Below are 13,782 nucleotides of genomic sequence, written 5' to 3' on the forward strand. Positions count from 1 at the left end.
TGCTGATGAGCAAACTCTACCCGGAAACCATGGCCGCGTATGTGGCCCGGCGAACGGAATGGCGGAAAAGCGCCCGGCGCCGGGTCAAATCCGGGACACCGGGAGCCCGCAGGGCCGCCGCAACGGCGGCCTACAGGAAGCGGTCGAGGATCTTCCGGCTGTGCTTGTCGATGTGGTACATGTCGCGCACCAGGAAATTGATGCCGTGGCTGTCCGCCACCAGCAGCGAGGCGTCGCCGATGCGACGGATGTCCTCGTCCACCTTGAGCACGAACTCGGTGTCGCCGCGGTCGGTTTTCACATGCCAGGTGCAGGGCGTGGCGAAGCTCGACACCTCCTTGATGTGCAGGATCTCGGGGATGAATTCGCGCCCCGCGATGTCTTCCTGCAGCAGGGTGCGGGCCTGCTCCGGCAGCTCGTCCAGGTCGTCGATCCAGGCGACTTCCTTGCCGCCGTCGCGCACGATCGAGATGCCCCGGGTCGGCGCCTGGATCGGGAAGGCGCGCACCGCGATCACGCCGGCGTGCTCCTCGCCCGACTCCGTGGTCAGCACCAGTTTGCCGAAGCTGTCGCGCCGCAGTTGGAAGGGTGTCGTTGCCATTTAGTCGTCCTTGTCGTCCATGTCCTGGTCCACGTTGCGCGCCTGCGCTTCGTAGAGGCGGTGGTAGGCGCCTTCGCGCGCCATCAATTCGTCGTGGTTGCCCTCTTCCACCACCACGCCGCGGTCCAGCACGACCAGGCGGTCGGCGCGGTGCAGGGTCGACAGGCGGTGCGCGATCGCGATCGTGGTGCGGCCCTGCACCAGGTTGTCGAGCGCCTTCTGGATCTCTTTCTCGGTCTCCGAGTCGACCGACGAGGTCGCCTCGTCGAGGATCAGGATCGGCGGGTCGATCAGCAGCGCGCGCGCGATCGAGATGCGCTGGCGCTCGCCGCCCGACAGGCCCTGGCCGCGCTCGCCCACCATCGAGTCATAGCCCTGCGGCAGGCGCAGGATGAACTCGTGCGCGTGCGCGGCGCGCGCGGCGGCGATGATGTCCTCGCGCGTCGCACCCGGCTTGCCGTAGGCGATGTTCTCGGCGATGGTGCCGAAGAACAGGAAAGGCTCCTGCAGCACCAGGCCGATGTGGCGGCGGTAGTCGGCCACCGCGAACGAACGGATATCCTTGCCGTCAAGCAAGATCGCCCCCTCGGCCACGTCGTAGAAGCGGCAGATCAGGTTGACCAGGGTGCTCTTGCCCGAGCCGCTGTGGCCGACCAGGCCCACCATTTCGCCGGCATTGATCTTCAGCGAGATGCCGCGGTTCACGGCGCGGTTGCCGTAGCGGAAACCGACTTCGCGCAGCTCGATGTTGCCCGCCACCTTGTCCAGCTTCGCCGGGTTGACCGGGTCCGGCACGCTCGACACGTGGTCGAGGATGTCGAAGATGCGCTTGGCGGCCGAGGCCGACTTCTGGGTCACCGAGACGATGCGGCTCATCGAATCCAGGCGCACGTAGAAGCGGCCGCTGTAGGCGATGAAGGCGGACAGCGTGCCGACCGTGATGTCGCCGCGCGACACCTGCCAGATGCCGAAGCACCAGATCACCAGCAGGCCCAGTTCGGTCAGCAGCGACACGGTCGGCGAGAACAGCGACCACACCCTGTTCAGCTTGTCGTTGACGTGCAGGTTGTGCTTGTTGGCTTCGCGGAAGCGCACCGCTTCGCGCTTTTCCTGGGCGAAAGCCTTGACCACGCGTATGCCCGGGATGGTGTCGGCCAGCACGTTGGTGACTTCGCCCCAGACCCGGTCGATCTTCTCGAAGCCGGTGCGCAGCTTGTCGCGCACGATGTGGATCATCCAGGCGATGAAGGGCAGCGGCACCAGGGTCACCAGCGCCAGCCACGGATTGATCGTGAACAGGATCACGCCCGTCATGATGATCATCAGGACGTCGGACAGGAAGTCCAGCAGGTGCAGCGACAGGAACACGCAGATCCGGTCCGAGCCGCTGCCGATGCGCGACATCAGGTCGCCGGTGCGCTTGCCGCCGAAGAATTCAAGCGACAGCCGCAGCAGGTGTTCATAGGTGGTCGAGCGCAGGTCGGCGCCGATCCGTTCGGACACCAGCGCCAGCACATAGGTCTTGGCCCAGCCCAGCGCCCAGGCCAGCATGGCCGCGCCGAACAGGCCGCCCATATATAGATAGACGAGGTTGATGTCGATCTGCTGGCCGTTCTGGTAAGGAATCAGGACATTGTCCAGCAGCGGCATCGTCAGGTAGGGCGGAATCAGGTGCGCCCCGGTCGAGCCCAGCATCAGGATGAAGCCCAGCAGCAGCTGTCCCTGGTAAGGCCGGGCGAAACGCCACAGTCGGAACAGGGTCCAGGTCGACGGCGGGGTGTGCAGCACCTTTTCGCAGATCGGGCACTCTTCCTGGTCCGGCTCGAGCGGCGCCTTGCAGCTCGGGCAGGTGTGTTGATCAGGAGGCAACACCTGGACACCCGTGACGACGCTTTCCACCTGGTCGCGGAAATGGTCGACCACGCGGATCGCCTGCAGGTTCTGGCCCAGGGTGAAGCGCCAGGCGGCCAGCAAGCCGTGCGCATCCACCAGCTCGAGGTGGCCGACGCCGGCATGGTCATGGTGACGCAGCTCCAGGCCGGCCCGGTAGGGCCAGTCGCGCCAGGCGCTCTCGCCCGGGGCGCGCGCCAGCAGGCGGCGGTCGGTGACGAGCACGATGCCTTTGACGAAATGTAATTTCGCGTCGAGGTCAACCTCTACGCTAGTTAAAACGTTTTCCCCTGGTGCAAGCTGTTTCGCAACGTCATTTTGCCAATGTTCGGGTAAAAAACTGGCGGCTACCGCCAGCGACGACGGAATGGCAAGTTGTTGAGTTGTCATGTAATGCGCCCGATGTCAGGCAAAGTTCTGGTGAGGGATGAGCATAGGCAGCCGGCTTGACAAGGGCACAAGGGCCGTCCAGTGCGCCGCTGCGTGAAACGCTCCACAGAGCGTTGTAACGTTTCGGCGTATCGTTTGGATGACAAAGAATGAAACTGGCAGAAATAATGCTCGGCAGTAAGCTTTGTTTCAGCAAGTATACATGATGTGTGCTAGGGTAGCCGCCTTTTGCTACCCGGCGGACAGTCAGGCACATAAGGCAAAGGCCAGCGGCGCGCGAGCGCCTGCCGACTATGACATTGATTACATGACGAAGAAGAACGACATCAAGTTTCTCCGCGTGACGCACCTGCGCGGACCGAACATCTGGACCTATCGCCCGGTGATCGAGGTCTGGCTCGACCTCGGCGAACTCGAGGAATGCCCCTCGAACACCCTGCCCGGCTTCACCGACCGCCTGACCGCCTGGCTGCCCGGCCTGGTCGAACACCGCTGCGGCGTCGGCGAGCGCGGCGGCTTCATCGAACGCCTGCGCGACGGCACCTGGGCCGGCCACATCCTCGAGCATGTCGTGCTCGAACTGCAGAACCTGGCCGGCATGAAGACCGGCTTCGGCAAGACCCGCTCGACCGGCGAGCATGGCGTCTACAAGATGGCCTTCCGCACCCGCGACGAAGTCGTCGGCCGCGCCGCCCTCGAGGCCGGCCATGCGCTGCTGATGGCGGCCATCAACGACACCCCGTTCGACCTGCCCGCCACCGTCGCGCGCCTGACCGACCTGGTGGACCGCTACTGCCTGGGCCCGTCGACCGCCCACATCGTGGACGGCGCCACCGACCGCCGCATCCCCTCGATCCGCCTGACCGAAGGCAACCTGGTGCAGCTCGGCCATGGCGCCGCGCAGCGCCGCATCTGGACCGCCGAGACCGACCGCACCAGCGCGATCGGCGAAGGCATCGCCAGCGACAAGGACCTGACCAAGACCCTGCTCGCCTCCTGCGGCGTGCCGGTGCCGGAAGGCGCCGTGGCGCGCAGCGCCGGGCAGGCCTGGGAAGAAGCCCAATACATCGGCCTGCCGGTCGCGCTCAAGCCGATCGACGGCAACCACGGCCGCGGCGTCTCGCTCAACCTGATGAGCGAGGCCGACGTGGTCGCCGCCTACGCGATCGCCGCCGAGGAAGGCGACAGCAAGTCGGTGCTGGTCGAGCGCTTCATTCCCGGCAACGAGCACCGCCTGCTGGTGGTCGGCCGCCAGGTGGTCGCCGCCGCCAAGGGCGAATCGCTGTGGGTGACCGGCGACGGCAGGCAGAGCGTGATCGCGCTGTGCGACAGCCAGATCAACATCGACCCGCGCCGCGGCGAGAGCGAGGAATTCCCGCTCGGCACCGTCAAGCCGCACGAGAGCGACGAGATCAAGCTGGACCTGAAGCGCCAGGGCCTGACCCCGGATTCGGTGCCGCAGGCCGGCCAGAAAGTGCTGATCCAGCTGAACGGCAACGTCGCCGACGACGTCACCGACCTGGTGCACCCGTCGGTCGCCCATGCGGCGGCGCTGGCGGCGCGCATCGTCGGCCTCGACATCGCCGGCATCGACCTGGTGTGCGAAGACATCTCGCGCCCGCTCGAAGAACAGCGCGGCGCCATCATCGAAGTCAATTCCAGCCCCGGCCTGCTGGCCCACATCAAGCCGGCGTCCGGCGCGCCGCGCAAGGTCGGGAAGGCGATCGTCGACCACCTGTTCGAGGAGGGCGAGAACGGCCGCATCCCGGTGGTGGGCGTGACCGGCACCCTCGGCACCAGCCTGATCGCGCGCCTGGTGGGCTGCCTGGTGCACATCGGCGGCAAGCACGTCGGCGTGGCCAACGGCGAAGGCCTGTACCTGGACGCGCGCCAGGTTTCAAGCAGGGACAGTACCGGCTTCGAGGCCGGCCAGCGCCTGCTGATCAACCGCACCGTGCAGACCGCCGTGTTCGAATCGAACGCGCGCTCGATCCTGTCCCAGGGCCTGCCCTACGACCGCTGCGCGGTCGGCATCGTGACCGACATGGAAGGCCTGGACGACCTGGCCGAGTTCTACATCCGCGATGACGACGCCATGCGCAACGTGATCCGCACCCAGGTCGACGTGATCCTGCCGGAAGGCGCGGCGGTGCTGAACGCGGCGAACGAAGCCGTGGCCGCGCTGGCCGCGCTGTCCGACGGCCGCGTGATCTTCTACGCGGCCGACGAGAACAACGCGGTCCTGGCGCGCCACCGCGCAGCCGGCGGGTGCGTCGTGTTCCTGCGTGGCGGGCGCGTGGTGCTGGCCGAGGGCGCGGAAGAAACCCCGCTGCTGGAACTGGCGAAGATGAAGCCCTCCACCGTGAAGCATCCCGAGAATGTGCTGGCGGCCGTGGGTGCGGCCTGGGCGCTGGGCGTGCCGGCCGACCTGATCTGCGGCGGCCTGCGCGCTTTCGACGCCACCCGGAAAAAAGCAAACGGCTAACTGGTTAGTGAATCACTGCAACGGCCCGGTGCATGCCGGGCCATGGTGCCCGCCCCTGCTTCAGGGTCGTCGCGGCCCGCGAAAGGATTGAAGGTTTATGGAAGTATCACGCGTACGGGCCCTGCGTGGCCCCAATCTCTGGAGCCACCACACTTCGGTCGAGGCGATCGTCAAGTGCACGCTGCCGGAAGAGTCGATCAACACCCTTTCCGGTTTCGAAACGCGCCTGCGCGCGCGCTTCCCGCGCATCGGACCGCTGCAGCCGACCGGGCATGACGACACCGTGCCGATGGCCCAGGTGCTGGAACACGCCGCCCTGGCGCTGCAGGCCGAAGCCGGCTGCCCGGTGACCTTCAGCCGCACCACCGCCACGCTCGAGCAGGGCGTCTACCAGGTGGTGGTCGAGTACACCGAGGAAGACGTCGGCCGCCTGGCGCTGGAACTGGCGCAGGCACTGTGCGACGCCGCCCTGAACGACCAGCCCTTCGACCTCGCGGGCGCGCTGGCGCGCCTGCGCGAACTGGACGAGGACGTGCGCCTCGGCCCGTCGACCGGTTCGATCGTGCAGGCCGCGCTGGAGCGCAACATCCCCTACCGCCGCCTGACCGAAGGCAGCCTGGTGATGTTCGGCTGGGGCAGCCGCCAGCGCCGCATCCAGGCCGCCGAGATCGACGCCACCGGCGCCATCGCCGAGACGATCGCCCAGGACAAGGAACTGACCAAGAAGCTGCTCGACGCCGCCGGCGTGCCGGTGCCGCACGGCCGCGTCGTGAGCGACCCGGAAGACGCCTGGGCTGCGGCCCAGGAGATCGGCCTGCCGGTCGTGATCAAGCCGAAGGACGGCAACCAGGGCAAGGGTGTAACCGTCAACGTCACCACCAAGGAGGCGCTGGCCGCCGGCTTCCACACCGCTTCCGAATTCCGCGACGACATCATGGTCGAGCGCTACCTGCCGGGCCACGACTACCGCCTGCTGGTGATCGGCGACAAGCTGGTCGCCGCCGCGCGCCGCGATCCGCCCCAGGTGGTGGGCGACGGCAGGCAGAGCGTGCGCCAGCTGGTCGACCAGGTCAACCTCGACCCGCGCCGCAGCGACGGCCATGCGACCTCGCTGACCAAGATCCGCTTCGACGACATCGCCCTGGCCAGCCTGGCCAAGCAGGGCCTGAACGCCGATTCGGTGCCGGCCGTGGGCCAGCGCGTGGTGCTGCGGAATAACGCCAACCTGTCCACCGGCGGCTCGGCCACCGACGTGACCGACGACGTGCATCCGGAAGTGGCGGAGCGCGCCATCGCCGCCGCCCACATGGTCGGCCTGGACATCTGCGGCGTCGACCTGGTGTGCGACAGCGTGCTCAAGCCGATCGAGGAACAGGGCGGCGGCATCGTCGAAGTCAACGCCGCGCCCGGCCTGCGCATGCACCTCTCGCCTTCGTTCGGCAAGGGCCGCGATGTCGGCGAGGCCATCATCTCGACCCTGTTCGAGGAAGGCGACGACGGCCGCATCCCGGTGGTGGCGGTGACCGGCACCAACGGCAAGACCACCACCGTGCGCCTGATCGCCCACCTGCTCACCGCTTCGGGCCTGCGCACCGGCATGACCAACACCGACGGCGTCTACATCGAAGGCCGCCGCATCGACAGCGGCGACTGCAGCGGCCCGCGCAGCGCGCGCAACGTGCTGCTGCACCCGGACGTGGACGCCGCCGTGTTCGAGACCGCGCGCGGCGGCCTGCTGCGCGAGGGCCTGGCCTTCGACCGCTGCCAGGTGGCGGTGGTGACCAACATCGGCGCGGGCGACCACCTGGGCCTGAACTACATCACCACGCTCGAGGACCTGGCGGTGCTCAAGCGCGTGATCGTGCAGAACGTGGCCGACGGCGGCATGGCCGTGCTGAACGCGGCCGACCCGGTGGTGGCCGCGATGGCCGAGACCACCCGCGGCGACGTGACTTTCTTCGCCCAGGACATCGGCAACCCGATCATGTCGATGCACCGCGCCCAGGGCCGGCGCGTGGTCTTCGTCGAGGACGGCCACCTGGTCGCCGCGCAGGGCAAGCGCGTCGAGCGCATCGCGCTGGGCGAAGTGCCGATCACCCGCGGCGGCATGGTCGGCTTCCAGGTCGAGAACGTGATGGCCTCGGTGGCGGCCGCCTGGGCGGTCGGCATCGCCTGGGACGCGATCCGCGTGGGCCTGAAGACCTTCGTGGGCGAGAGCGACAACGCGCCTGGCCGCTTCAACGTGTTCGACTACCGCGGCGCGACCCTGATCGCCGACTACGGCCACAACCCGGACGCGATCGCGGCCCTGGTGAGCGCGGTCGAGAGCATGCCGGCCAGGCGCCGCTCGGTGGTGATCAGCGGCGCCGGCGACCGCCGCGACCAGGACATCACCCAGCAGACCGAGATCCTCGGCAAGGCCTTCGACGACGTGCTGCTGTACCAGGACCAGTGCCAGCGCGGCCGCGCCGACGGCGAAGTGATCGGCCTGCTGCGCCGCGGCCTGGACGGCGCCACCCGCACCGCGCACGTGGAAGAGATCAATGGCGAATTCGTCGCCATCGACCGCGCCCTGGCGCGCCTCGAAGCGGGCGACCTGTGCCTGATCCTGATCGACCAGGTCGACGAGGCGCTGGCCCACATCGGGCGCCGCGTCAGGGAAGCGGCGCAGGCGGCCTGAGCTTCCGGCGGGGCACGATCCGCGTTATCCTTCACGGATGAGTGCCCCGCCCTCCCCCCCTCTCCCGCCGATGGGCGCGACGATGCTGTTGCGCGCCCTGCTCAAGCGGCCGACGCCCTCGGCGCGGAACCCGGTCCAGGCCACCTGGCTGCTCGGCCGGATCGACCTCGGCCACGTGCGCCGCTACTGCGCCGCGTTCGGGTTTTCCGGCGACGCCGTGCCGCTCACCTTCCTCTACCTGCTGGCGCAGCGCGCCCAGCTGGCGACCATGCTCGAGGGCGACATCCCGTTCCGCCTTCCCGGCCTGATCCACGTCGACAACACCCTGACCCAGCACGGCCCCGTGCTCCTCGCGCGTCCGCTCGCCATCGCGACGGCGCTGCACATGCAGCCGCCGGCGCCGAACGGCGCCCTGCACTGCGTGCTGGAAACCCGGGCCCACGACGGCGAGCGCCTGGCCTTCGAGTGCGCCAGCACCTACCTGGTGAAGCGTGGAAGCCGCCGCTCCGGCGACAAGCCGGCCCAGCAGGAGCTGCCCGCGGGTACGGCGGCCGGCGGCTGGACACTCGCGCGCGACGCGGGCCGGCGCTATGCGGCGCTGTCGGGCGACTGGAACCCGATCCACCTGTGGCCATGGACGGCGCGTTTGATGGGCATGCGCGCCCCGATCATCCACGGCGCGCACACGATGGCCAAGGCCTGCGCGCAGCTGGAGCAGGCGTCGGGGCGACGGATGGAATCGATCGCCTGCGCGTTTCGCAGCCCGGCGCCGCTGGGCGCGCAGGTCAGCCTGGCGGCGGGACCGGAGGCGGGACAGTTCGCGGCCATCTGCAATGGCCGCGTCGCGGTCGAAGGGCGCGCCCGCTTCGCCTAGCGGTTGCGCTGGAAAGCAGGTAGGCGCTGGCCGTGGTTTCGATGACCTGGATCCTGTCCCGGCTCGCGCGGGGAAACCGAGGGATTTCAGTCTCTTCAGGCTCTGGAGCGGGTCCCCCGCCCGCTCGTGCGGGGAACCATACGGGCGGGCCGAAGCATTCATCGACGGCGCGCGTGCTGAAAAATGGAATCGTTAGTTGAGACCTTTAAAGGGCTGGGGCGCATGATCCGCAGTGCCGATCATCTTCAGCCCCCGCTGTACAGGGGGCTTTCTTCCATGTACACAGTGACGCCCGGGGCCCACGGTATTACCTTGGCGAGAGAAAACGACCCCAGGCCAAGCGTGTCGAAGGTCCATACGACGCTGTTACCGTCCTTGTTGATCTGGACGGTTTCCAGGCGCGTGACGTTGATGTACTTCTTGCCGCCGCCGAGATCGACCATCCGCTCGGGGATTCCGGTGCTCGCGTAACCATATGGAGCGATCTGATTGGCCAATGCCGGACGCACTATCTTCACTTGTTGAATGTCTTGACCGCCACTGCGTTGCGTCGCAGCTTCTTGTGCAAACGACATGGTCGCGACGACGGCGCTACCCGCCAGCAGCGCAAACTTGGTAAGCCGTGCTTTCATGATGTTCTCCTATGAATGAGCTTGAGGTTCAAGCTTGATTACAGTGTAGACGCGCCGCACCGACAGGCAAACGAAATGTGACTGTTCAAGCCTGGGCGAGCACCACGCCAGGTGGTTGTGAACTGAGCCGATTTGACGCATGATGCCGACATGCCAACGAAACCGCCCCGACCTGATCCAGTTGTCCGATACGGGCAAGGACCGCGTCATTGACGCGCTGTTTGCGCGACTGGGCGCGGTCGAGGCGAAGCTGGGCATAACAGCCAGAACTCAAGCAAGCCGCCATCGTCCGACGGACTGGCGAAGCCTCTGGCAGTCGGAGGTGGTAAAGTGTTGGCCTGGCTGTCGCAGCTTGGCAGCGCGTGCATCGAATTGCATGTGTAGTCTCCGGCACAACTCTGGCGTAGCTTTTGACACACCATGATGAACAGGAAGCGGATTGTCGCGCAGGTTTCCTTAAGCAAGCTCAAAATGTAAGTCAAACTACAGAGTGTAGTGGCATGCGGGAGCATGTCCCGGCTACGCAACACACCGAGAAGACAAGCGAATAGCCTCTTAACATCATGCACTTAGACAGAGAAATGCCGCTAGACCAACGAATTACGAAAGACGCGAAAAGTAGCGTCACTCCGATGATGCAACAATACCTGCGCATCAAGGCCGACTACCCGACCATGCTGGTGTTCTACCGCATGGGCGACTTCTACGAACTGTTCTACGAGGATGCCGAGAAGGCCTCCCGCGTGCTCGGCATCACGCTGACCGCGCGCGGCGCCTCGGGCGGCAATCCGGTCAAGATGGCCGGCGTGCCCTTCCACTCGCTGGACGGCTACCTGGCCAAGCTGGTCAAGCTGGGGGAGAGCTGCGCCATCTGCGAACAGATCGGCGACCCGGCCACCAGCAAGGGACCGGTGGAGCGCAAGGTGGTGCGCGTGGTCACGCCCGGCACCCTGACCGATTCCGACCTGCTGCCCGAGAAATCGGAGCGTCCGCTGCTGGCGCTGTATGTCCTGAACCAGCGCAAGACCTTCACCGCCGGCCTGGCCTGGCTGTCGCTGGCCAGCGGCGCGCTGCGCCTGATGGAATTCTCGGGCGAACAGCGCACGGTGGAGCAGCGCCTGGCCCATGAACTGGAACGCATCGCGCCGGCCGAGATCCTGCGCGCCGACGGCGCCGACCTGTTCGACGACGCCCCGGTCGCGCACACCCAGCGCGTGCCGGAATGGCATTTCGACGTCGTCAAGGGCCACCAGTCCCTGCTCGAACAGCTCGGCGTGGCCACCCTCACCGGCTTCGGCGCGGACGGGCTGGGCGCCGCCTTCGGCGCGGCCGGCGCGCTGCTGCGCTACGCCCTGTCGACCCAGGGCCGCGGCCTGCAGCACGTGCGTACGCTGGCCTGCGAGACCGAGAACGAATACATCGGCCTCGACGCCGCCACCCGCCGCAACCTGGAACTGACCGAGACCATCCGCGGCCAGGAGTCCCCTACCCTGTTCTCGCTGCTGGACGGCTGCCGCACCGCGATGGGTTCGCGCCTGCTGCGCCACTGGCTGCACCATGCCCGGCGCGACCAGGCGGTCGCGCGCTCGCGCCACCAGGCGATCGAGGCGCTGACCCAGCTTGATGCCTGCGGCAGCCTGTCCGCGACCCTGGGCCAGGTGCCGGACATCGAACGCATCACCACCCGCGTGGCGCTGCTGTCGGCGCGTCCGCGCGACCTGTCCTGCCTGCGCGACGGCCTGAAGCAGCTCCCGAGCCTGCGCCAGCAGGTGGCGCGCTGCTTCATCCCGGGCGACACCTGCCTGCTGCGCGACATCCACGACGACCTGGCCACGCCGGACGCCTGCCTCGACCTGCTTGCCCGCGCGATCGCCGAGGAACCGGCGGCCATGGTGCGCGACGGCGGCGTGTTCGCGCGCGGCTTCGACGCCGAGCTCGACGAGCTGCGCGCGCTGTCCGAGAACGCCGGCCAGTTCCTGGTCGACCTCGAGACCCGCGAGCGGGCGCGCACCGGCATCGCCAACCTGCGCGTCGAGTACAACAAGGTGCACGGCTTCTACATCGAAGTCACCAACGGCCAGGCCGACAAGGTGCCGGACGACTACCGCCGCCGCCAGACCCTGAAGAACGCCGAGCGCTACATCACGCCGGAACTCAAGGCCTTCGAGGACAAGGCCCTGTCGGCCCAGGACCGCGCGCTGGCGCGCGAGAAGATGCTGTACGACCAGCTGCTGGGCGAACTCGCGCCCTTCATCGGCGAACTGCAGACCATCGCGCGCGCGCTGGCGCAGGCCGACACCCTGGTGGCGCTGGCCAGCCATGCGCTGCGCAACAACTGGTGCGCGCCGCAACTGGTCGACGCGCCCTGCCTGAGCATCGTCGAGGGCCGCCACCCGGTGGTGGAGAACCAGATCGAGCGCTTCATCGCGAACGACTGCCGCCTGTCGAACGACCGGCGCCTGCTGTTGATCACCGGCCCGAACATGGGCGGTAAATCGACCTTCATGCGCCAGGTCGCCCTGATTACCCTGCTGGCCTACGTCGGCAGCTACGTGCCGGCGACCAGCGCCACGATCGGACCGATCGACCGCATCTTCACCCGCATCGGCGCCAGCGACGACCTGGCCAACGGGCGCTCGACCTTCATGGTCGAGATGACCGAGTCGGCCGTTATCCTGAACGGCGCCACCGAGCATTCGCTGGTGCTGATGGACGAAGTCGGCCGCGGCACCTCGACCTTCGACGGCCTGGCGCTGGCATGGGCGATCGCGCGCCACCTGATCGACGCCAGCCGCAGCTTCACGCTGTTCGCGACCCACTACTTCGAACTGACCCAGCTGCCGGAATCCCATCCGAGCGCCGCCAACGTGCACCTGTCGGCGGTCGAGCACAAGGACAGCATCGTGTTCCTGCACGCGGTGCAGGACGGCCCGGCCTCGCAGAGCTACGGCCTGCAGGTGGCCCAGCTGGCGGGCGTGCCGCCGGCGGTGATCAAGGCCGCGCGCAAGCACCTGGCGCGGCTGGAAGCCCAGGCGCTCGACGCGACGCCGCAGCTCGACCTGTTCGCCGCTCCTCCCTGCGAGGATGCGGTTCATGCGATGCGGGAAGGCGAGCCGGCCCAGCCCGCGCCGGCCGACGACGGCCTGCGCGAACTGCTGGCCGACATCGACCCGGACGCGCTCACCCCGCGCGAGGCGCTCGAGCGTCTCTACGAACTGAAGCGCCTGGCCGCCTGATGCCGGGGCTGCAGCTGTCCGTCGTCCTCGCCGGCATGCTCGCCGCGCTGCTGGCCATCGCGCCTGCCGGCGCGCGCGAGAATGGCAAGAAGAAGAACAAGGATGGCGACGCGCACCAGTTCGCCGTCATCGGCAACAATGCCGCCGACGGCGGCGAAGCCTGGCTCAAGCATGCGCTGAAGGCGAGCTCCGAAGCATCCCTGGACTTCGTGGTCCTGACCGGCATCAAGGGCGACAAGGAAACCTGCGGCGACCGGCTGTACCAGAAGCGGCGCGACCTGATCGAGGATGCGCGCCGCCCGGTGATCGTGTCGCTGGCCGGCAGCGACTGGACCGGCTGCCGCAATTCGGCCGGCCGGACCAATGCGATCGAACGCCTGAACCGGCTGCGCGAGCTGCTGTACGGCGAGCCCAGCTCGCTGGGCAAGGACAAGCTGGCCGTGTCGCGGCTATCGGCCAGTCCGCGTTTCCGCAGCTATGCGGAGAATGCGCACTGGCAGGTGGGCAAGGTGCTGTACGCCACCATCAACCTGCCCGCCGGGAACAACCATTACCTGCCGGCCGCCGGCCGCAACAGCGAATACGAAGACCGCATGGTGGCCAACCGCTTCTGGCTGAACCGCCTGTTCGCCATCGCGCGCAGCGACAAGGCCGATGCGGTGGTGCTGTTTTCCGAAGGCGACGTCAAGCCGCTGCTGCAGGCGCAGCCGGCCGGGTTGCGCGGATTACTGCGGCCCGAGCCGGCGGCCTTCGACGGCTTCGGCGCGACGCGGCGCCAGATCCAGACGCAGGCGGCGAAGTTCAAGGGGAAGGTGCTGCTGGTCGATAGCGGCGCGGTCGAGAACGGCAAGCCGCTGATCAAGTGGCGCGACAACCTCGGGCAGTTGTCCGTGGGGACGCAGGCGGTCGAGGTGAAGGTGAGGTCGGGGAAAGAGGCGGTGTTTGCGGTGGAGGATGCGGAGGGCTAGAGCGCTCGCGTTTTTGGCTGCTCATC

General features: G+C 67.6%; 8 protein-coding genes. 5 read left to right on the top strand and 3 right to left on the bottom strand.

Features of this window, described 5'->3' with window-relative positions; all coding sequences use genetic code 11:
* Window positions 1-130 precede the first annotated feature (130 nt).
* Together H162_RS0118500 and H162_RS0118505 are read right to left on the bottom strand one after the other, a co-directional pair.
* On the bottom strand, window positions 131-601 hold the full coding sequence (locus tag H162_RS0118500) for a cyanophycin metabolism-associated DUF1854 family protein (RefSeq protein ID WP_020654982.1): 471 nt from the start codon (window positions 599-601) through the stop codon (window positions 131-133).
* On the bottom strand, window positions 602-2,881 hold the full coding sequence (locus H162_RS0118505; protein ID WP_084677060.1) for a cyanophycin metabolism-associated ABC transporter: 2,280 nt from the start codon (window positions 2,879-2,881) through the stop codon (window positions 602-604).
* A gap of 307 nt (window positions 2,882-3,188) precedes the next feature.
* Here H162_RS0118505 and H162_RS0118510 point away from each other — a divergent pair, with 307 nt between their 5' ends.
* The 3 genes from H162_RS0118510 to H162_RS0118520 all read left to right on the top strand — a co-directional run bounded on the left by H162_RS0118510 (window position 3,189) and on the right by H162_RS0118520 (window position 8,920).
* The gene (locus H162_RS0118510) at window positions 3,189-5,366 is read left to right on the top strand and encodes a cyanophycin synthetase (protein ID WP_020654984.1); all 2,178 of its coding nucleotides are present in this window, start codon (window positions 3,189-3,191) and stop codon (window positions 5,364-5,366) included.
* A gap of 97 nt (window positions 5,367-5,463) precedes the next feature.
* On the top strand, window positions 5,464-8,046 hold the full coding sequence (gene cphA / locus H162_RS0118515) for a cyanophycin synthetase (protein ID WP_020654985.1): 2,583 nt from the start codon (window positions 5,464-5,466) through the stop codon (window positions 8,044-8,046).
* A gap of 82 nt (window positions 8,047-8,128) precedes the next feature.
* Window positions 8,129-8,920 carry a MaoC/PaaZ C-terminal domain-containing protein gene (locus H162_RS0118520; protein WP_156885689.1) on the top strand — a complete coding sequence of 264 codons (792 nt, stop codon included), beginning with the start codon at window positions 8,129-8,131 and terminating at the stop codon, window positions 8,918-8,920.
* 245 nt (window positions 8,921-9,165) lie between these two features.
* On the opposite strand, the gene H162_RS0118525 is transcribed toward H162_RS0118520, so the two are convergent.
* Window positions 9,166-9,552: a CzcE family metal-binding protein gene (locus H162_RS0118525; RefSeq protein ID WP_020654987.1), complete on the bottom strand. Its 387-nt coding sequence runs from the start codon at window positions 9,550-9,552 to the stop codon at window positions 9,166-9,168.
* A 632-nt stretch (window positions 9,553-10,184) separates the two neighbouring features.
* On the opposite strand from H162_RS0118525, the gene mutS reads away from it, so the two are divergent.
* A complete protein-coding gene (gene mutS, locus H162_RS0118530; RefSeq protein ID WP_020654988.1) occupies window positions 10,185-12,788 on the top strand; it encodes a DNA mismatch repair protein MutS in 2,604 nt (867 codons plus the stop codon).
* Window positions 12,788-13,756, top strand: coding sequence for a hypothetical protein (locus H162_RS0118535; protein ID WP_020654989.1), 969 nt, complete (start codon window positions 12,788-12,790; stop codon window positions 13,754-13,756). Before mutS ends, H162_RS0118535 begins: the two co-directional genes overlap by 1 nt.
* Window positions 13,757-13,782 lie beyond the last annotated feature (26 nt).

Source organism: Massilia niastensis DSM 21313, assembly GCF_000382345.1.
Classification (GTDB): domain Bacteria; phylum Pseudomonadota; class Gammaproteobacteria; order Burkholderiales; family Burkholderiaceae_D; genus Telluria; species Telluria niastensis.

Coding starts and splice junctions, on each gene's coding strand:
- mutS (WP_020654988.1), top strand. CDS start 10,185: ATGATGCAACAATACCTGCGCATCAAGGCCGACTACCCGACCATGCTG.
- H162_RS0118525 (WP_020654987.1), bottom strand. CDS start 9,552: ATGAAAGCACGGCTTACCAAGTTTGCGCTGCTGGCGGGTAGCGCCGTC.
- H162_RS0118510 (WP_020654984.1), top strand. CDS start 3,189: ATGACGAAGAAGAACGACATCAAGTTTCTCCGCGTGACGCACCTGCGC.
- H162_RS0118520 (WP_156885689.1), top strand. CDS start 8,129: ATGCTGTTGCGCGCCCTGCTCAAGCGGCCGACGCCCTCGGCGCGGAAC.
- H162_RS0118535 (WP_020654989.1), top strand. CDS start 12,788: ATGCCGGGGCTGCAGCTGTCCGTCGTCCTCGCCGGCATGCTCGCCGCG.
- H162_RS0118500 (WP_020654982.1), bottom strand. CDS start 601: ATGGCAACGACACCCTTCCAACTGCGGCGCGACAGCTTCGGCAAACTG.
- H162_RS0118505 (WP_084677060.1), bottom strand. CDS start 2,881: ATGACAACTCAACAACTTGCCATTCCGTCGTCGCTGGCGGTAGCCGCC.
- cphA (WP_020654985.1), top strand. CDS start 5,464: ATGGAAGTATCACGCGTACGGGCCCTGCGTGGCCCCAATCTCTGGAGC.